Origin of the sequence: Bradyrhizobium sp. SZCCHNRI2009 (genome assembly GCF_032485115.1) — a bacterium.
GTDB lineage: Bacteria > Pseudomonadota > Alphaproteobacteria > Rhizobiales > Xanthobacteraceae > Bradyrhizobium.
On sequence record NZ_JAUEUH010000006.1, the window covers coordinates 280,698 to 300,258 of the forward strand.

17 protein-coding genes are annotated in these 19,561 nt (G+C 66.4%); 9 read left to right on the forward strand and 8 right to left on the reverse strand.

Translation table 11 applies throughout. From position 1 onward, the window contains the following. Positions 1-69: 69 nt before the first annotated feature. Both QX041_RS22585 and QX041_RS22590 read right to left on the reverse strand, forming a co-directional pair. A complete protein-coding gene (locus QX041_RS22585) occupies positions 70-702 on the reverse strand; it encodes a UbiX family flavin prenyltransferase (RefSeq protein ID WP_316166549.1) in 633 nt (210 codons plus the stop codon). Beyond that, a complete protein-coding gene (locus QX041_RS22590) occupies positions 699-2,225 on the reverse strand; it encodes a UbiD family decarboxylase (protein ID WP_316166550.1) in 1,527 nt (508 codons plus the stop codon). The genes QX041_RS22585 and QX041_RS22590 overlap by 4 nt, the downstream gene beginning before the upstream one ends. A gap of 191 nt (positions 2,226-2,416) precedes the next feature. Here QX041_RS22590 and QX041_RS22595 point away from each other — a divergent pair, with 191 nt between their 5' ends. Genes QX041_RS22595 through QX041_RS22610 form a run of 4 tightly spaced genes read left to right on the forward strand, consistent with a single transcriptional unit; the run spans position 2,417 to position 5,029 of the window. Then, positions 2,417-2,887: an SCP2 domain-containing protein gene (locus QX041_RS22595; RefSeq protein WP_316166551.1), complete on the forward strand. Its 471-nt coding sequence runs from the start codon at positions 2,417-2,419 to the stop codon at positions 2,885-2,887. Further along, on the forward strand, positions 2,878-3,855 hold the full coding sequence (locus QX041_RS22600) for a peptidase U32 family protein (protein ID WP_315714249.1): 978 nt from the start codon (positions 2,878-2,880) through the stop codon (positions 3,853-3,855). Before QX041_RS22595 ends, QX041_RS22600 begins: the two co-directional genes overlap by 10 nt. A gap of 36 nt (positions 3,856-3,891) precedes the next feature. After that, a complete protein-coding gene (locus tag QX041_RS22605; protein WP_316166553.1) occupies positions 3,892-4,782 on the forward strand; it encodes a U32 family peptidase in 891 nt (296 codons plus the stop codon). A gap of 49 nt (positions 4,783-4,831) precedes the next feature. Continuing rightward, positions 4,832-5,029, forward strand: coding sequence for a hypothetical protein (locus QX041_RS22610; RefSeq protein ID WP_316166554.1), 198 nt, complete (start codon positions 4,832-4,834; stop codon positions 5,027-5,029). Between the two features lie 11 nt (positions 5,030-5,040). Here QX041_RS22610 and QX041_RS22615 read toward each other — a convergent pair whose 3' ends face one another. Further along, positions 5,041-5,976, reverse strand: a complete 936-nt coding sequence (locus QX041_RS22615; RefSeq protein WP_316166555.1) for a LysR family transcriptional regulator — start codon at positions 5,974-5,976, stop codon at positions 5,041-5,043. A gap of 108 nt (positions 5,977-6,084) precedes the next feature. On the opposite strand from QX041_RS22615, the gene QX041_RS22620 reads away from it, so the two are divergent. After that, positions 6,085-6,498: a hypothetical protein gene (locus tag QX041_RS22620; RefSeq protein ID WP_316166557.1), complete on the forward strand. Its 414-nt coding sequence runs from the start codon at positions 6,085-6,087 to the stop codon at positions 6,496-6,498. Positions 6,499-6,912: 414 nt separating this feature from the next. On the opposite strand, the gene QX041_RS22625 is transcribed toward QX041_RS22620, so the two are convergent. Further along, a complete protein-coding gene (locus QX041_RS22625; RefSeq protein ID WP_315714254.1) occupies positions 6,913-8,250 on the reverse strand; it encodes an MFS transporter in 1,338 nt (445 codons plus the stop codon). Between the two features lie 450 nt (positions 8,251-8,700). On the opposite strand from QX041_RS22625, the gene QX041_RS22630 reads away from it, so the two are divergent. Further along, positions 8,701-9,726, forward strand: coding sequence for a histone deacetylase family protein (locus QX041_RS22630; RefSeq protein ID WP_315714255.1), 1,026 nt, complete (start codon positions 8,701-8,703; stop codon positions 9,724-9,726). Positions 9,727-9,950: 224 nt separating this feature from the next. Then, a complete protein-coding gene (locus QX041_RS22635) occupies positions 9,951-11,384 on the forward strand; it encodes a lysophospholipase (protein ID WP_315714256.1) in 1,434 nt (477 codons plus the stop codon). A 13-nt stretch (positions 11,385-11,397) separates the two neighbouring features. On the opposite strand, the gene ppsA is transcribed toward QX041_RS22635, so the two are convergent. Continuing rightward, positions 11,398-13,851, reverse strand: a complete 2,454-nt coding sequence (gene ppsA, locus QX041_RS22640) for a phosphoenolpyruvate synthase (protein WP_315714257.1) — start codon at positions 13,849-13,851, stop codon at positions 11,398-11,400. A 174-nt stretch (positions 13,852-14,025) separates the two neighbouring features. Between ppsA and QX041_RS22645 the strand changes: the two genes are divergently transcribed. Then, complete coding sequence (locus tag QX041_RS22645; RefSeq protein ID WP_315714258.1) at positions 14,026-15,153, forward strand: SbmA/BacA-like family transporter; 1,128 nt, start codon at positions 14,026-14,028, stop codon at positions 15,151-15,153. On the opposite strand, the gene QX041_RS22650 is transcribed toward QX041_RS22645, so the two are convergent. From QX041_RS22650 to QX041_RS22660, 3 genes are read right to left on the reverse strand one after another with little or no spacing between them, the layout of a single operon-like run. Further along, on the reverse strand, positions 15,113-16,051 hold the full coding sequence (locus tag QX041_RS22650; protein ID WP_315714259.1) for a 1-phosphofructokinase family hexose kinase: 939 nt from the start codon (positions 16,049-16,051) through the stop codon (positions 15,113-15,115). The two genes, QX041_RS22645 and QX041_RS22650, sit on opposite strands and share 41 nt — an antisense overlap. 6 nt (positions 16,052-16,057) lie before the next feature. Further along, the gene (gene glk, locus QX041_RS22655; RefSeq protein ID WP_315714260.1) at positions 16,058-17,038 is read right to left on the reverse strand and encodes a glucokinase; all 981 of its coding nucleotides are present in this window, start codon (positions 17,036-17,038) and stop codon (positions 16,058-16,060) included. Between the two features lie 2 nt (positions 17,039-17,040). Next, positions 17,041-18,393, reverse strand: coding sequence for a GH1 family beta-glucosidase (locus QX041_RS22660; protein ID WP_315714391.1), 1,353 nt, complete (start codon positions 18,391-18,393; stop codon positions 17,041-17,043). 212 nt (positions 18,394-18,605) lie between these two features. On the opposite strand from QX041_RS22660, the gene QX041_RS22665 reads away from it, so the two are divergent. Then, complete coding sequence (locus tag QX041_RS22665) at positions 18,606-19,556, forward strand: ABC transporter permease (protein ID WP_315714261.1); 951 nt, start codon at positions 18,606-18,608, stop codon at positions 19,554-19,556. Positions 19,557-19,561 lie beyond the last annotated feature (5 nt).

Consider the following 19,561-nt stretch of genomic DNA (forward strand, 5'->3'; position numbering starts at 1 on the left):
ACACGTCAACCGTCGTGGACGCCTTCGGCCCATCGCCCGAGTGGATCTGTCGTGTTCTGTCTTCAAATCCTATTGCCTGTCTTGCTTCCCTATCTCAACAAGGTTGCCTGCTTCGGTCGTCCGGTCCGAAAGCCACTCCCGCGCGTTGGCGCGGAGCCCGGGGACGCCGAGCAGGTTGATCGCGCGACAGGCGATCTGCTCGATGACGTCATCGAGCGACTGGGGCTTCAGGTAGAACGCCGGCATTGGCGGCGCGATGATCGCGCCGATCTCGGTGGCCTGCGTCATCGCTCGGAGATGACCGAGATGCAGCGGGCTCTCCCGCACCAACAGTATCAGCCGGCGGCGCTCCTTGAGTTGAACGTCGGCGGCGCGGACCAGCAGGTTGTCGAGCTGGCCCCAGGCGATCGCCGAGAGGGTGCGGATCGAGCAGGGCGCCACGATCATGCCGGCTGCAGAAAACGAGCCGCTGGCGATGCTCGCACCGATGTCGGCGACATCATGAGCATGCGCCGCCAGATCACGCAGCCGCGCGAGGCCGCCCTGGCCGACCTCCTCGTGCAAGGTGCGCACGGCAGCGCCGGACACCACGAGATGGACCGCGCATTGCGGCTGCTCCGCGAGCCGTTCGACGATGCGCGCACCGATCGCGGCGCCCGAGGCGCCGCTGATGCCGACGATGACGTGATGCCGCCCGTTCATGTCGAGGCCGTTCGGTCGGCCATGGCGTCGCCGAGGCCGAGGCTCGGCCACATCGCGTCGATGCGCGCGGCTACAGCGGGGTCCATCGCCAGCACCTCGCCCCAGGGGCGTTCGGTCTCGACCCCGAGCTTGGTTGTGGCGTCGATGCCGAGCTTCCCGCCGAGGCCGGATTTTGGCGAGGCGAAGTCGAGATAGTCGATCGGCGTGTTGGCAAGCGGCACGAGGTCGCGCGAGGAGTCGCTGCGCGTCGCGACGGCCCACATCACCGCGCGCCAGTCTCGGACGTCGATGTCTTGGTCGACCACGATGAGGAGCTTGGTGTAGCTGAACTGCGGCAGCATCGACCAAAGGCCGAGCATGATGCGGCGGGCCTGGCCCGGATAGCGCTTCTCGATCGCTACTACGGCGATCCTGTAGGAGCAGGCCTCCGGCGGCAGATAGCAGTCGACGACCTCCGGGAATTGTCGTCGGATCAAGGGGACGAACAGCGTGTTCAGCGCCTCGCCAATTCGAGACGGCTCGTCCGGCGCGCGTCCCGTGAACGTCGACAGATAGAGCGGACTTCGACGCGTGGTGATCGCGGTGACCTGAAGCACCGGAAAGCTCTCGACGGCGTTGTAGTACCCGGTGTGATCGCCGTAGGGCCCCTCCGGGGCGGTCTCCGTGGCCGACACGATGCCCTCGATCACGATCTCGGCGGCCGCCGGCACCGTCAGGGGCACGGTCAGGCATTCGACCAGCTCGGGACGGTCGCCGCGCAGGACGCCGGCGAAGCGCAGCTCGGAGATGGTCTCGGGCAATGGCAACACGGCGCTGAGGATGGTGGCGGGATCGGCCCCGATCACGACCGCAATCGGCATGTCGCGCCCCTGCGCCTGCCACTGCTGGTGGTGGCGGGCGCCGCCGCGATGGGCGAGCCAGCGCATGATGGCGCGATCGCGGCCGAGCACCTGCATGCGGTAGACGCCGACATTTTCCTGCTCGCCGGCGGACGCGTCCGGCGGCACGGTGATGACGAGCGGCCACGTCAACAGCGGCGCCGGCTCGCCCGGCCAGCAGATCTGGGCCGGCAAGGTGGTCAGGTCGATGTCATCGCCCATCGTGACACGTTCATGCACCGGCGCGGCTGATCGCAGCCTCGGCCGGGTCGACAGTGCTGCGCGTGCCAGCGGCAGCTTCTGCAGCGCTTCCCTGATGTCGCGCGGCGGCTGCGGGGCGCGCAACTCCGCCATCATCTCGCCGAGCTCCGCCAATCGTTCCGGCTGCACGCCCATGCCCCAGGCCACCCGCTCCACGGTGCCGAACAGATTGGTGACGAGCGGCATTGCCGAGAGCGATCCGCATGCCTTGATCGGCCGTTCGAACAGCAGCACGGGCCCTTCGGCGGAGATGACGCGGCGATGGATCTCGGTGATCTCGTGGACGACCGAGACGCTGTCGCGAATGCGTCGCAGCTGTCCCCGCTCGTCGAGAAAGCGCAGGAAATCCGACAGCTCGCGGAAGCGAGGGACATCACGTCGCAACGATAGGCTCCGTTCAAAAAACGCCTCGTAGCTGGAACAATCAGTGTGATCTTTGTTCCGGGTCAAATACTTCCCCCGCCGATCCGGCCAGAGCTTGTGCCATGAGCTCTCTTCAGGACGCGTCTTCGACCTCACTGCCCCTGTTGCCGCCACTGCTCAGGCAGGTGCTGCGTCCGTTGCCGTTGCTGCCCGTGCAGATCGCGCTCGGCGCTTTCCTGCGTGGGCTCTTGCGCCGGCATCCGCATCTGCTCGACCGGCTCGGGTCGCATCGCGGAAAGCGCTTTGGCATCAAGCCGACCGATCTGCCGTTCGCATTCGTGATTCAGGCGGGTCCACAGCAGCCGCAACTCGCGGCGGTGCGCGAGCTGCCCACCGGCCTCGATGCCTCCATCTCCGCGTCGATCGTGAGCCTGCTGGCGCTGGTCGAGGGCCGGCTCGACGGCGATGCGCTGATGTTTTCGCGTCAGCTCGTCATCGAAGGCGATATCGAGGCGGTGCTGGCGCTGCGCAACGCGATCGACGATGCCGGTCTGGATCTGGTCGGCGAGATCGCAGCGCTTTCGGGGCCGTTCGGCGTGCCCGCGCAACGCCTGCTGGCGGCCGCGCGTGACTCGCTGCTGAGATCAACGACGAACGAAAGCGGGATGCGACGATGGAGCTGATCTGTCCGGCAGGGACGCCGGCGGCGCTGAAGAGCGCGGTCGAAGCCGGCGCCGATGCCGTCTATTGCGGTTTCGCCGACGAGACCAATGCCCGCAACTTTCCCGGGCTGAATTTCAGCCGCGAGCAGATGCGCGAAGGAGTAACGTTCGCGCATCGGCGCGGCGCCAAGGTGCTGGTTGCGATCAACACCTTCCCGCGCGCCGGCGCCGTCGAGCTGTGGCGTCGCGCGGTCGACGATGCCGTCGAGGCCGGGGCCGACGCGCTGATCCTTGCCGATGTCGGGCTGATGCACTATGCCGCGCGGCGCCATCCCGAACAGCGACTGCATGTCTCGGTGCAGGCGGCGGCGGCGAATGTCGACGCGATCGCGTTCTATGTCGAGAATTTCGGCGCCCGCCGCGTGGTGCTGCCGCGCGTGCTGAGCGTGCCCGAGATCGCCGAGATCACCCGTGAGACGGCATGCGAGACCGAAGTGTTCGTGTTTGGCGGACTATGCGTTATGGCGGAGGGGCGTTGCTCGCTGTCCTCCTACGCCACCGGCAAGTCGCCGAACATGCAGGGGGTGTGCTCGCCGGCCAGTCATGTCGTCTATCAGGAGACGATACTGGGCACGACCTCGCGGCTTGGCGCTTTCACAATCAACCGATTCGGACGCAACGAACCTGCCGGCTATCCAACACTGTGCAAGGGGCGTTTCTCGACCGCACAGGGCTCTGGCTACATCTTTGAGGATCCGGTCAGCCTCGATGCCACGACCCTGCTTGCAGGCTTGCGCGAAGCCGGCGTCACCGCGCTCAAGATCGAGGGCCGCCAGCGCGGCCGCGCCTATGTCGACGGGGTCGTGCGGCATTTCCGCAGCGTGCTGGCAGCGCTCGATGCCGGGCGGCCCGCCGACGCGTCCGACCTCACGGCGTTCACCGAAGGGCAGGCCACCACGCAGGGCGCCTACCGCAAGACCTGGCGCTAGGACGACATGACAATGGCGGAACAAGGCGCAGGCCGAATGCAGCTCACTCTGGGGCCCGTGCTCTACAATTGGCAGCCCGAGCGCTGGCGTGATTTTTACTTTCGCATGGCCGACGAGGCCCCGCTCGACCGCGTTGTGGTCGGCGAGGTCGTCTGCTCGAAGCGCGCGCCGTTCTTCGAACCCCATTTGCCTGAAGTCATCGAGCGGCTTATGGCTGCCGGAAAGCAGGTGCTGCTGGGTTCGCTGGTCCTGGTGTCGTTGCGACGCGAGCGCCGGCAGACGGCAAGCCTCGCCGAGTTTGGCCACGGTCTGGTGGAGGTCAACGACCTCACCTGCCTCAAATCGATCGCCGGTCGGCCGCATGCCATCGGGCCATTCGTCAACATCTACAACGAGGCCAGCGCCGCGTTTCATGCCGCCCAGGGCGCTACCCGGATCTGCCTCCCGCCGGAGCTGCCGCTGTCCTCGGTTGCCGCGATCGCCGGCGCCGTGCCGCAGGTGGCGATCGAAGTGTTCGCCTTCGGCCGTGTGCCGCTCGCGATCTCCGCGCGCTGCTATCACGCCCGCCTGCACAAGCTAGCCAAGGACAATTGCCGCTTCGTGTGCGAGCAGGATCCGGACGGCCTCGTCGTCACGACGCTGGACGATGAAGCGTTCCTCACCATGAATGGCGTGCAGACGTTGTCGCATGGTTGCTGCAACCTGCTCGGCGATCTCGATCGTCTGACGCAGAGCGGCGTGAGATCGCTGCGGCTGTCACCTCAGGCCTGCGACATGGTCGCGGTGTCCGAGCAATTCCAGGCGGTCCTGGCGGGCCGCATGGAGGCTGAGGCCGCCAGGGACCGCTTGCGCGAGATCTATCCGGACGTGCCATTCGCCAACGGCTTCTTGCACGGCGCCCCCGGTGCCTCCTACGTCTCGGGGTAGGTACTGCCGTGTCCTTCTGTCGAGGTGAACTCGGATGTGCTCAGTGTGCATGTCGACCCATCTCAAATTGACTGACCACGGATGGACGACGTTGAGAGACGGCGCGCAGCCCGTTCTTGCTGGCGTGCTGCAGATTGCCGACCGCGCCAAGGCGGAAGCCCAGGAAGCCGGGGAAATCGTGGTCTGTCCCCGATTTCCCCTCCCAAGCCGGCTGGCGTCCTACGCGCCGACCGCAGAGCCCAGCTGACGGCCGACGCCTCATCCCGATTTGTCGCTGAACGCGGCGGGAAGCGTAGCGAGGAACGCCATGACGCGCTGCGTGCGCAGCGGCGGCCGGCGGTCCGAGGTGCGCAGCACCCATAGGGGCTCCGCCGGCGCGCGCCACGGCTCAAGCACTTCGACGAGCCGACCTGTGCGCAAGTCGTCGTGGACGAGCCATGCCGGGCCCCAGCCAATGCCGAACCCATTCGCGATCAAAGCGACTGAAGCGTGCGCGTCGTCGCAAATGTGCTTGGGCTTGGGCGCGACGCGAACGAGTTTTTTGCCGCGCGGGTCGGTGAAGCGCCAGGTCAGGATCTGCCCGCTCGCGGGATTGCGGAAGCCGACGTGGTCATGTTCGGAAAGCTCGTATGGAGTCGCCGGCGCACCGCGCGCGTTCAGATAGGCGGGCGAGGCGCAAGCGATCCAGGAGAACGTGCAAAGCCGCCGCGCCAGATGACCGGGCGCGCGAGCGAGGGGTCCTGAGCGGATGGCGACGTCGACACCTTCCGCCGCGAGATCAAGAATCTCGTTGCGGAATTTGATCTCGATCTCGATTTCGGGCCGCTCCCGCAGGAACGCAGGCAGTCGCGGCAGGATGCAGGCACGCGCGAAAGAGGCGGGGGCGGTCACTCGCACCCGTCCGCCATCGTTACGCGCGGCTTCGCTGAGCGCGGATTGGACGCGATCGAGACTTTCGGCCAGCGCGCGTCCCGCCGCCATCAGCCGCTCGCCCTCTTCGGTCAGCGCCAGCGAATGGGTCGTGCGATGCAAAAGCCGTATCCCGCGAGCCTGTTCGAGGCGGGCGACCGCCTTGGACATCGCCGAGGTGGTCGTCCCCGCCCGCCGCGCGGCTTCGGCGAAGGAGCCCGCCTCGACGACGCGGACGAAGGCGAGGAGGCGCGAGAGGTCGGGAGGCAAGGCCGTTGTGGACATCCAGTCCACATAGTCATGGCGACGGGGTCGCTACAAGAGGCCGTTCCGATGGACCAAATGGGGAGCGTCAGCGCGCATGCTGCGCCGCTAGAAACCGCGAGAAGTCCCATGAACCCCATCGAAATCACGCTGCAAGCCCTCGACGTCGCCGAGCGCGCGCTTCCCCCCGGCCAGCCGGTCTACATGCTCAATCTGTTGCGCTACCGCGCTTATGCGCGTTATGAGGACGGCTTCGACGCCGCGCCCTGTTCGGGCCGCGAAGCCTTTAACGAACGCTATAGACCGGCCTTCCGGCGTCTCGCAGCCGGTAAGCCGCTGGTGCGGATGTTTTCCGGGCCGGTCCTGGCGAGCCTGGCCGGCCCGCAAGGCGAACGCTGGGACGAAGCGGCGATCAATGAATACGGTGATTTCGCCGCCTTCCGCTCGATCGTCGACACCGAGACCTACCAGCGCGACGTCGCTCCGCATCGGCACGCGGCGCTCGAGGATTTCCGGTTGTTCGCGCTCGCCAAGGCGATGTGAACGCATTGAGGCGGCGGCCTCATGCATTCGCCTTAACCAAGCGTGACGCTCCGACGAGCCCGGGAATCCGTTCCACCGATCGCAAGAATTGGTGTCGCGGGCCCTGGGGATTTGGACTTGTCCATCGGCATTTGGGCTACCCGCCGATAGAAAACGGGGATTCCGAAATAGTGGGTCTAGCGATGTAGCGGACCCCTGCTACCAATGTTCCCCGCGTTCCCTTTTTGCTGGGCTCGACATGTCTGTCCGCTGATCGGCGGGTTGAGATAATGAGACCCGGTCCGTTTCCACGGGTCCGGGTTGCTTCTGATGGCTGTCGCGCGTCGCCCTGGAATGGCGGCGAGGCGCCGACAAAAAAACGGCGGCCGGGGGGCCGCCGTTGGAGTCGAGACCACGCGACGCTAATCGTGGTGCTCAGGAGGTTCGGAGCTGGACGCGCTGGATCTTGCCGACGATCAGCAAGTAGGCACACGCCGCGACCAGGGCGTTGAGGCCGACGAACACCAGCGCGCCGTTGAAGGAGCCGGTGGCCGACAGGATGTAGCCGATCACGATCGGCGTCGTGATGCTGGAGAGGTTGCCGAAGGTGTTGAACAGGCCGCCGGAGACGCCGCCGGCTTCCTTCGGCGAGGTGTCGGAGACGACCGCCCAGCCGAGCGCGCCGATGCCCTTGCCGAAGAACGCCAGCGCCATCAGGCCGACCACCAGCGCCTGGCCGTCGACATAGTTGCAGCCGATGATCGCCATCGACAGCAGCATGCCGCCGACAATCGGGATCTTGCGGGCGAGTGTCAGCGATCCCGTCTTGCGCAGGATGGCGTCGGAGATGAAACCGCCGAGCACGCCGCCGATGAAGCCGCACAGCGCCGGCAGGGTGGCGACGAAGCCGGCCTGCAGGATCGAGAGGCCGCGCTCCTTGACGAGATAGACCGGGAACCAGGTCAGGAAGAAATAGGTCAGCGTGTTGATGCAGTACTGGCCGATATAGACGCCGAGCATCATGCGGTTCGACAGCAACTGCCCGATATGCGACCAGGTCGGACCACCGGAGCTGGCCTTGGCGTCTTTCGCGCCTTCCATGTCGACCAGCGCGCCGCCGTCCTTGATGTAGTCGAGCTCGGCCTGGTTGACGCTCGCGTGCTCCTTCGGTCCGTACATGGTCCTGATCCACATTAGGCCCATGAGAATGCCGAGCGCGCCCATCACGGTGAAGACGTGGCGCCAGCCGAATTCATGCGCGATCCAGCCCATCAGCGGTGCGAAGATCACTGTCGCGAAATACTGGCCCGAGTTGAAGAACGCCGACGCCGTGCCGCGCTCGTTGCTCGGAAACCAGGCGGCGACGATGCGGGCATTGGCCGGGAAGCTCGGCGCTTCGGCGAGACCGACCAGGAAGCGCAGCGCGAACAGCGCGGTGACCGCGGCGGCGCCGGAGAAGAAGCCGATCCAGCCCTGCATCATGGTGAAGATCGACCAGATCACGATGCTGCAGGCATAGACCCAGCGCGAACCGAAGCGGTCGAGCAGCCAGCCGCCCGGCACCTGCGCGAGCACATAGGACCAGCCGAAGGCGGAGAACACATAGCCCATCGCGACGGGATCGAGATGCAGCTCCTTGGACAGCGAAGGTCCTGCGATCGACAAGGTCGCCCGGTCGGCGTAGTTCACGGTCGTGACCAGGAACAGCATGGTCACGATGAATAGCCGCACGCGCGATCGGCGCAATTCGGCCGTGGTTACGATTGCGCTCATGCGCTCCACCTCTCTTGTCACGTTCCTCGATGACTGTCCTAGAGGAGAGGGAGGGCCGGGGTCCAAACCGAAGCCTGTATCGATCGATCCAAATTTTGGATCAATCCCGGGGTCTCCATGCCGGACAAAGGCGCTCTTTCGTGAGCAGCCGCGGCGTGCGACGCATGAGCCGATCAGGCTTGCACGTCGAGGTTTTGCAGATTTCGTCGCGCATTCCGACGGCCGTCGCGGCAATCGCCAGCATGCGGATCTCTCCTCACGTCCACCGCGCTTCGCGCCAGATCGCCCGGATCCCGGCGAACCCGCTGCCGGCAAGATGCGAGGCGCAGCGTTCCGTTCCGCCGGTTGGAAGCTGCGGGCACGGACCAACGGACGTGCGAACCATCTGTGCTTGTATCGGCTGCGACTGCGTGCACAATCGTCGGTGCAAGCGAACAGGAGCCACTGCGCGTGAAGGCCGTCTACACCGAGCTGCATCGCAGCCATGATCCGCAATTCTATCTGGTGCGCGGCGTCGTCAAGCGCACCACCGAGCAGCCCGAGCGGGCGGATCGTCTGCTTGCGGGATTGAAGGCCGGCCATCACGAGGTGGTCGCGCCGCTTCATTTCGGCCAGGAAGCTCGCGCGCGCGTGCACAGTCCGGAATACCTCAGTTTCCTGGAAGAGGCTTGGGACGCTTGGGCCGCGCTCGGCGATGCCGGTGCGGAGATGATCCCGAACATCCATCCCGTTCGCAATGCCGCCACCTATCCGACGCACATCGTCGGGCGGCTGGGCTGGCACACGACCGATACCTCGGCGCCGATCGGGCCGGGGACGTGGGAAGGCGCCTGCGCCGCGACCGACGTGGCTGCGACCGCGGCGCAACTGCTGCTCGATGGCGAGGATGCGGTGTACGCGCTGTGCCGGCCGCCGGGCCACCATGCCTATCGAGACATGGCCTCGGGCTTCTGCTTCTTGAACAACTCCGCCATCGCGGCCGCGCATCTGCGTCAGCGCTACGAGCGCGTCGCCATCCTCGACGTCGACGTCCATCACGGCAACGGCACGCAGGGCATCTTCTACGAGCGGCCCGACGTGCTCACCATCTCGATCCACGCCGACCCCACGCATTACTACCCGTTCGTCTGGGGCTATGCGCATGAGCGCGGCGCAGGCGCGGGGCTTGGCGCCAACCTCAACATTCCGCTGCCGCTGAAGAGCGGCGACGACACCTATCTCAAGGCGTTCGAGACCGCGGCCAAGACGATTCATGCGTTCGCGCCCGGCGCGCTCGTGGTGGCGCTCGGTCTCGATGCCTCCGAGCACGATCCGCTCAAGGGGCTCTCCGTGACGACGCCGGGTTTCCGTCGCATCGGCGGCGCGATCGCGCGGCTCGGCCTTCCCACGGTGTTCGTGCAGGAGGGCGGCTATCTCTCGGACATTCTTGGGCAGAACCTGACCGCAGTGCTCGGAGGTTTCGAGGCCGCGCGGTAGGCCATCATCTCTTCCTCGCGATCTCTTCTTGGTGTGTACCCCAGAACGCCATCGCAAATCATTCGCATGGCGGCATCTGACGTGTGGAGGCGAGCCGCGACGCGACCACTCGAGGCTCGACGGTGCAGGCGACCGTCGAAACATCCGGCTCCAATTGCTGCACCATTTAGCAAGTGCTAGGCTTTGTGAACTACCCTCGGCTGTAGGCGGCTCGGAGGGACGTGATGAAGCGGCGAATGATCGGCCTGGAGACCCTGGTCACGGGATCCGAAGAGGCGTTGGCTCCGCCGAAGTCCAAGCCGACCGGGCCGGAGCTCAGCTCTGCAGCCTCGGCCGGCCGGCCATCCCGCCGAAGGCTGCTGGCCTCAGCCGGCCTTGGCTTCGGCGCTGCGGCATTGTCGTTCTCCGCCGGCCCGGCTGTCGCGCAGCCAGGTGACGGCGCAAGCCTCGGCCAGCCGGTGCGCGTCAGCAAGGATCGGCTCGATGCGCTCGCAGCGAAGCTCCACGCCGTCTTCAATGAGCACAATATCTTGCCGCCATTCTCGGCCGACAAGCACGGGGCGCGGGTCGACGTCGAACTGCGTCGGCTGACGACCTACACGCGCATTCCCGGCACCGGTGAGCGCGTCAAGGTCAGCGGCCTGCTCGCGCTGCCCGCCGATCACAAGGGCGCACTGCCGGTCGTGTCGTGGCAGCACGGCACCATCCTGTCGTTCGACCAGGTCCCGTCCAATCTCGTCAAGCTGGCCGATCCGAACTACGAGCCGCGCGACAATGTCGATTCGATCGAGACGCTGTTCAACGTCCAGCGCCTTGTCGGCAACGGCTTTGCGTTGATCGCGGCCGACTATCTCGGCAAGGGACCGTATCGCCAGGGGCGAGGCGAGGCCTATGCGGTGAAGGACGCGACCGTGCAGTGCTGCCTGGACGTGCTGAGCGCGGGTCTGCTCGCGCTCGATCATCTCCGCCTGCGAAAGTCCGGGCTGTTCCTGAACGGCTGGTCGCAGGGTGCCTTGAACACGCAATGGCTGCGCCAGGAATTGCAGCGGCGGCGCGTCGCGGTGGCGGCGAGCGCCACGCAGAGTCCGTTCAACAATCTTGCGGATTCGATGCGCTATTGGGTGTCGGCCCAATCGGGCAGCGCGTCGACCGACAGCACCTATCCGAAGCAGCCGATCTGGATAACGCCCTGCGTCATCGTCCTCCTGGGCAGCTATCGCCAGTATTACCGGCTCGGCGACCTGTTCAAGACTGCGATCAAGCCGCAGCACCTCGCGCTGGCCGAGAAATACTGGGCCGACTACAGCATGGACGAGGCGTTCAGCAAGTCGGTGCCGCAGCCCTCGGACCTGCTGGTCGACGGCTTCTTCGAGCGCTTCACCCACGAGACCAACAGCCGCTTCCTCCGTCGTCTGGCCGGCAATAGCTCGACCTATTGGGACTATGACGCCCCGATGCGGTTCTATTACGGTCTTCTCGACGAGGCGCTACCGCCGAGCCTCGTCAAGATGCCGCTGGCGGCCGACGGCCGCTTTGCGCAAGGCATCGCGGTCACCGGCGCCAGCCATCGCGGCACGTTCCTGGCAAGCCTGTATGGCGGCGGCGACGTCGTCGGCGGCGCTTCGACCGTGCTGGACTTCTTCAAGAGCAGCTCCTGAATTTCGGCCATGATCAGCTTGCCAGCGCTTGCGGCGTGTGGGTCGCGAGCTCCCGCTCAGCGGTACGGACGATCTCCATGGTGCGCACGATGCTCGCCGGATTGACGCTGATCGAATCGATGCCGAGTTCGGCCAGATAGCGCGCGACTTCCGGATAGTTTGCCGGCGCCTCGCCGCAGATGCCGACATGGCGATGGTTGCGGTGCGCGCCCTCCACCGCCATCCGCAGCATCGCCAGCAGGCCGGGATCGCGCTCGTCGAAATCGAACGCGACGATGTCGGAGTCGCGGTCGACGCCGAGCGTGAGCTGGGTGAGATCGTTGGAGCCGATCGAGAAGCCGTCGAAATGTTTGGCGAACTCATCGATCAGGATCACGTTGTTCGGGATCTCGCACATCATGTAGATTTCGAGCCCGTTTTCGCCTCTGACGAGGCCATGCCCGGCCATCGCCGCGATCACCTTGCGTGCCTCCTCGACCCGGCGGCAGAACGGGATCATGATCTTCAGATTGGAGAGCCCCATCGTGTCGCGCACGCGCTTCATCGCCGCGCATTCCAGCGCGAAACCGGCGGCGTAGGCGGGATGCGCATAGCGCGAGGCGCCGCGGAAGCCGAGCATGGGGTTCTCTTCCTTCGGCTCGAAATCGGAGCCGCCGATCAGGCTGGCATATTCGTTGGTCTTGAAGTCCGAGAGGCGCACGATCACCGGCCGCGGGTGGAATGCCGCGGCGATGGTGCCGACGCCTTCCGACAGCCGCTCGACGAAGAAGTCGGCGGGCTTCTTGTAGCGCGCGGTCAGGCGCTTGATCGTCGCGCGGTCCTTTGCCGCGGTCACCTTTGCGGGCGTCGCCAGCGCCATCGGGTGGATGCCGATCGCCTGGTTGATGATGAACTCCATGCGGGCGAGGCCGACGCCATCGTTCGGCAGCAGCGCGGTCTTGAAGGCCAGTTCGGGATTGCCGAGATTGACCATGATCTCGGTGCGCGGCTTCTCCAATCTGTCGATCGCCAGGCGCTCGACATCGAACGGCAGTGCGCCGTCGTAGACATGGCCGGCGTCGCCCTCCGCGCAGCAGACAGTGACCGTCGTTCCGGTCTTCGCGCGCTTGCTGAAATCCTCCGTGCCGACCACGGCCGGCACGCCGAGCTCGCGAGCGACGATCGCGGCATGGCAGGTGCGGCCGCCATGATCGGTGACGATCGCCGCCGCGGTCTTCATCACCGGCTCCCAGTCCGGACTGGTCGACGCGGCGACCAGCACCTCGCCGGGGCGGAACGCGTTCAGATCCTTGGGAGTGCGGATCAAGCGGATCTTGCCGGTGGCGATCTTTTCGCCCACGGCGCGGCCGGTTGCCAGCGTTCTGCCGGTCTTCTTCAGAACGTAGGTCTCGATCGCCTCGGGCCGCCGCTGCGAGGCCACCGTCTCCGGCCGCGCCTGGATGATGTAGAGCGCACCGTCGCGACCGTCCTTGGCCCATTCGATGTCCATCGGCGTCGGCCTGCCGGCCTTCTGCGAGTAGTGCTCCTCGACTACGATGGTGGCCTGCGCGAGCTCCAGCACGTCGGCATCGCTGATGCAGAATTTCGCCCTGTCAGCCGGCGGCGTCGCCTCGGTGCGCGTCGTCGGGCCACGGCTGCGCGCGCCGGCCTTTGCGCTGGCTTTGGCATAGACCATCCGCTTGTCCTTGGCGCCGAGCCGGCGCGACAGCACGCTGCGGAAGCCGGCCGCGAAGGTCGGCTTGTGGACGTAGAACTCGTCCGGATCGACCGTGCCCTGCACGATGGTCTCGCCGAGGCCGTAGACCCCGGTGATGAAGGCGACGTCGCGAAAGCCGCTCTCGGTGTCCAACGAGAACATCACGCCGCTCGCGGCGCGGTCCGAGCGTACCATCTTCATCACGGCCACCGACAGCGCGACCTTGTCGTGGTCGAAGCCGTTGTCGATGCGGTAGGAGATCGCGCGGTCCGTATAGAGCGAGGCGAAGCAGCGGCGGCACGCCTCGAACAGGTCCTTGGCGCCGCGAATGTTGAGAAAGCTCTCGTGCTGGCCTGCGAAGCTCGCATTCGGCAGGTCCTCGGCGGTGGCCGAGCTGCGCACGGCAACCGCGACGCCGCGGCCATACTCCTGCTCCAGCTGCTTGTAAGCCTCTGCGACCTCGTGGCGTAGATCGTCACGGTCGGTCGCCGCGAACACGATCGCGCGCGCCTTCGCCGCGCGTTTGGCGAGATCGGCGATGCGGCGCTTGTCGAGGCCGGCGAGCAGCTTGCGCAGCGCGTCGTCGGCGCCGGTCGCGCGCAAGGCGTCGCGATAGGCGGCGGCCGTCAGTGCGAAGCCGTTGGGTACGCGCACGCCTTGCGACGCCAGCGCCGAATACAGCTCTCCGAGCGAGGCCGTCTTGCCGCCGACGCCGGGCACGTCCTCGATACGAAGGTCCTTGAACCAGCGGATGTAGCCGGGTGCCGTCATCGGTGATCTCCCGCATCGCAGCGCGAACTTCAGTTTGTCGCGGCGGGCGGCGACTGCCTTGCGCAAGATCAAGCAAGGCGCTCCGCGAGCCCCTTAAATCGCGGGATGACAACGGTTCCACCATAGGCGAGGATGTTTGTTAAGACCCATCAATCGTACCCATCCGGATCACCAATGATCTCCGACGACGAGAACGAGGACGGCAATCGCGAATGGTCGCGGTTCTGGCTCACGGCGCGGCAATTCTGGCTCGGATCGACGGCATGGCGGGTCTGGCTGCTCTGCGTCGCCCTGATCGTCCTCGTGGTGCTTCAGCTCTACGTGCAATTTCGGTTCAATTACTGGAACAGGGATTTCTTCGACGCATTGGAGGGCCGCGATCCGACGCGGCTGCGGCAGCAGGCCGTTCTGCTCATTCCGCTTTGTCTGGCGAGCGTCGTGCTGGCGATCGTCTCGGTGTGGGGCCGCATGGTGATGCAACGCAACTGGCGGCAATGGTTGAGCGCCAAGGTGATCAACTACTGGGTCGAGAACGATCGCTATGCGCGGCTCGCGACGGTGCAGGGCGATCTGAAGATTCCGGAGTATCGTATTGCCGAGGATGTCCGCATCGCCACCGATGCACCGATCGACTTCGTGGTCAGTGTGATCTCCTCGCTGCTGACGGCGGTCGTGTTCGTCCAGGTGCTGTGGCAGGTCGGCGGATCCATCGGCTTTGCCGTGGCCGGGCACCAATTGTGGATTCCAGGCTACCTGGTGGTCAGCGTCGTCATCTATTCCGGGCTGGTGACCGGGGCCATGCTGTGGGTCGGTTCGCCACTCACGCGCGTCATCCAGACCAAGAACCAGGCCGAGTCGGAGCTGATCACCGCAGCCCATCACTTGCGCGACATCGGCGAAGGCATCGCGCCCAAGCAGGAAGAACGCAGCGTCGTTGCCGGGCTGTGGATGGCGCTCGACCGCACGATCCAGCAATGGAAGCGGCTGTGCTGGCAGCTGATGCGCAACACCCTGGTGTCTCATCTGAATACGCTGCTCGCGCCGATCATCGGCCTCGTGCTGTGCGCGCCGAAGTTCCTCGGCGATCAGATGACCCTGGGCGAACTCACCCAGGCAGCCGCTGCGTTCACGCTGGTGCAGGGGTCGTTCAATTGGATGGTGGACAATTTCAACCGCCTCGCCGAGTGGATGTCGTCGCTGGAGCGCGTCGGCGGGTTGCTGCTCTCGCTCGATCGGCTCAACGGTGATGCGGCGAGCGATGTCACGCCGTCTCAAGCCGCACGTCAGCCTGCAGACGGCTGACGTCGGCGGGATCGGACAGCGCGGTGCCGGTGCGCAGCAGCGCCGCGGCACCTGCGGCGACCGCAAAGCGAAACGCGTCGTCCAGCAACTCGCCCGCGGCGAGCTTCGCGACCAATGCGCCGAGAAAACTGTCACCGGCGCCGACTGCGTTGACCGGCACCATCGTCAGCGGCTGAGCGCGCAGCACGCGGTCGCGGGTGACCAGCAGGGCGCCGAGATGACCCATGGTCAGCGCGACGGTGCCGGCCTTGCCGCTCGCGACCAGCGCGTGGGCGGCTTTCTCCCACGCCGTGGCATCGGGCAGCGCGCCGCCGACCAGCTCTTGCATCTCGTGCAGCGACGGCTTCATCAGGTCGATGCCGCCGGCTACCGCCGCGGCCAAAGCTGGCCCCGAGGTGTCGAGCACGAATTGCGCGCCGCGTGACCGTGCAAGCGTCGCAACGCGCGCATAGAAGTCGGTCGGCACGCCGCGCGGCAGGCTGCCGCTGCCGACGACGAAGCGGGGAAACGGATCCTGGGCTGCGAGCAAGGCAAGGCCGGCCTGCCATTCGGCCTCGGTCAGCGTCGGACCCGGCAGGATGAAGCGATAGGGCTGGCCGCTGACGCGCTCCTGGACGAAGAAGTCCTCGCGCGTGTCCTCGGCCGTTGCCCAGGTGCGGCTGGCGACGCCTTCCTTCTCGACGAGCTGCTTCAGCAGCAGGCCGGTCGGACCGCCGACCGGATAGAGCGCGGTGACGTCGCCGCCGAGGCGGGCGATGACGCGGGCGACGTTGATGCCGCCGCCGCCGGGATCTCGCTGTTGCGTCGTGCCGCGCAGCTTGGCCACCGGCACGATTTTCTCGACGGTCGTCGAGACGTCGACGGCCGGGTTCGGCGTGATCGTGACGATGTCGCTCATTCGATCTCAGTGCGTCGGGGAGCCGCCGCTCGCGGTGATGCCGGCCTCGAAGAACGATTTGAGACCGAGAAAGCTGATGTCGGGCTTGATAACGAGATGAACCGGGATCGGACGCAGATAGCTGTCATAGCGCCCCTTGCCCTCGAACTGCCGGCGGAAATCGGATCTGGCAAAGTAGTCCGGAAACCGCGGCGGGATGCCGCCGGCGATGTAGACGCCGCCGCGGGCGCAGAAGGTGAGCGCGAGGTTGCCGGCGACGGCGCCGAGCCAGGCGCAGAACATGTCGAGAGTCGCGCGGCTGGTGGCGCAACTGCGGTCCAGCGCGGCGTGAGTGATCGCTGCGGCATCGCGCGGCGGCACCGTGACCCCGTCGACCGCGGCAATGGCCTGATAGACGTTCGCAAGGCCCATGCCCGACAGCGCACGCTCGATCGAGACATGGCCGAAGCGCTCGCGCATCTTGGCGAGCACGGCGGCCTCGCGCGCCGTCGTCGCCGGCAGCGTGGCATGGCCGGCCTCGGTCACGGCAACCGTGGGACGGCCTTCTGCCGGGAGATAGCACGCGGCGCCGAAGCCGGTGCCGGGGCCGATCACCAGCATCGGCGCGCCGTCGACCGCGGCGCTTCCGCCAAGCGGAAACAGGTCGTCGGGATGCAGCACCGGCAGCGACCAGCCGACCGCCTCGAAATCGTTCAGGAGCTTGGCCGAGCGCAGCTTGAACCGCTCCGCCAGCTCGGCGCCGTCGATCACCCAGGTCGAGTTGGTGAGCATGCCGCGATTGCGCTCGATCGGGCCGGCGATGTCGAGCACGGCCGCGGTGGGCGGGCCGCCGGCGGCGTGTCGCAACAGGAAGTCGGTGATCGCGTCCGTGATGGTCGGGAAGTCGGCGACCTTGAGATGCGCGACCTCGCCGATGACGTGGCCGTCAAGCAGCGCGAACCGCGCATTGGTGCCGCCGATGTCGCCCAGAAGAACGCGTTCGCTCATCCTCACTCTTCCGCCCGGTTGTGCCGCCCGGCGGGATCGTCGGATACCCGGTGAGCGGCAATCATGTTCGAATACCACCGCGCCGACGCCTTGGGAATGCGGCGCTGGGTGGCGCGATCGACATAGACAATGCCGAAGCGCTGCGAATAGCCCGCTCCCCATTCAAAATTATCCAGGAGCGACCAGACGAAATAGCCGCGCACGTCGGCGCCCGCCGCGATCGCCTGTTCCATCGCGGTCGTATAGGCCTTGAGATAGCCGATCCTGCCGTCGTCCTGGATGCAGCCGGATGCATCGACGGTGTCATTGGCCGCCGTTCCGTTCTCCAGCACGTAGATCGGAAGCCGGAACCGGCTGTGGATGTCCAGGAGCGTATCGCGGAACGCCTCGGGCACGACGGGCCAGCCGATTGCGCTGCGCGGCACTGCCGCGGGAGGCGCTCCGAAGCTGGCGCCCATCAGGTTGCTGCCCGCCTTGATGTAATGCGGCGAATAGTGATTGAGCCCGAACCAGTCGACGGGGCGGGCGATCTGCGCCATGTCGCCGGGTGCGATATAGGGCGCGACGGCGTCCTGGAGCTCCGGCGGGTAGCAGGCAAAGGCCTGCGGAAACGGGAAGGCATCGTTCCAATAGGCGGCGAGCCGCAAGGCGGCCGCGGCGTCCTCCGCACTGTCGCTCGCAGGGTAGCAGGGCTGCCGATTGTGGATGGCGCCGATCGAGGCGCCGGCCACGTCCCTGCGCAGCACGTCGACGGCGCGGCCGTGGCTGAGATTGACGTGATGAATGGCCTTGTGCAGGGCCGCTCCGTCGGCGATCCCCGGCGCGTGCCAGCCGAGGCCGTAGCCGAACAGCGTGAACACGCAGGGCTCGTTGAAGGTGGCGAAGCGCTTGACCCGGTCGCCATAGCGCCGCGCGACCAGCGCGGCATAGTCGGCGAACCAGCCGACGATGTCGCGGTTCTGCCAGCCGCCGAGCGCCTCCAGCGCCTGCGGCAGGTCCCAGTGGTAGAGACAGAGCCACGGCTCTATCTCAGCGGCAAGCAGGGCGTCGATGAGGCGGTCGTAGAAGGCGAGGCCGGCTTCGTTGGCCGCGCCGCGGCCTTGCGGTAGCAGCCGCGGCCAGGCGATCGAGAACCGATAGGCATTGAGGCCGAGATCGCGCATCAGCGCCACGTCCTCCGCGTAGCGATGATAGTGATCGCAGGCGGTCTCGGCGGTGTCGTTGTGGCTCACCCGGCCGGGGGCGCGCAGATAGACATCCCAGATGCTGTCGGCGCGGCCGTCGAGGTGCGCCGCGCCCTCGATCTGGAAGGCCGAGGTCGAGGCGCCCCAGAGAAAGCTCGGACGGATGGTCATGATCGAGATGGGCCCTTGCGTTGTTGCGATCAGCCGCATGATGGCGGTCGCCGGCGCTCCGCCGTTGACCGGGATCAAGCCGGCGATACCCCGGCGGATGCGGTGTGTGAAGGTGCCTCCGCCCGGCAATGGCAATCATGCAGGCAACGGGCTTGCATCGGAGCCGAAAGCTGTGGAACGTGCGGCCGCCGAAAACTGGAGTCCCGGCGCGAATGAGCGTTTTTCTGCTGCGGCGCTTCCTGACCTTGCTGGCGACCCTCGTCGGCGCGTCACTGATCATATTCCTGGTGCTCGACGCGCTGCCGGGCAATGCCGCCCAGATGCTGATGGGCGCGGATGCCTCGCCGGATGCGGTCAGGGCGCTGACCGTCAAGCTCGGGCTGGATCAGCCGCTGGCGTTGCGTTACCTGCACTGGATCGGCGGCCTGCTGAGCGGCGATCTCGGCAACAGCTACGCCTATGGCACGCCGGTGGCCGAACTGATCCGCGAGCGGCTGGCGATGACCATTCCGCTCGCGATCCTGGCCATGGGGCTCACGACCGTGCTGGCGCTCACGGCCGGCATCTACACGGCCGCCAATCACAACCGTCTCGGCGATGTCGGCGTCATGTCGCTGACCCAGATCGGCATCGCCTTGCCGAACTTCTGGTTCGCGATCCTGCTGATCCTCCTGTTTGCGGTGAAGCTGCAATGGCTGTCGGCCGGCGGCTTTCCCGGCTGGGAGGACGGCATCTGGCCGGGTCTGCGCGCGCTGCTGTTGCCGGCTGTGGCGCTGGCAGTGGTGCAGGCCGCGATCCTGGCGCGGGTGACGCGCTCGGCCGTGCTCGACGTTCTGCGCGAGGATTTCGTCCGCACCGCGCGCGCCAAGGGCCTGACGAAGCGCGAGGTGCTGTGGCAGCACGTGCTGCGCAACGCCATGATCCCGGTGCTCACCGTGATGGGGCTGCAATTCGCCAACCTGCTCGCCGGCACCATCGTGATCGAGAACGTGTTCTATCTCCCGGGCCTGGGGCGCCTCATCTTCCAGTCGATCGCCAATCGCGACCTGATCGTGGTGCGCAACTGCGTGATGCTGCTGGCGGCCATGGTGATCATCGTCAACTTCGTGGTCGATGTCCTGTATGCGGTGATCGATCCGCGCATCAAGGTGCACGAGCTGTGAGTTCC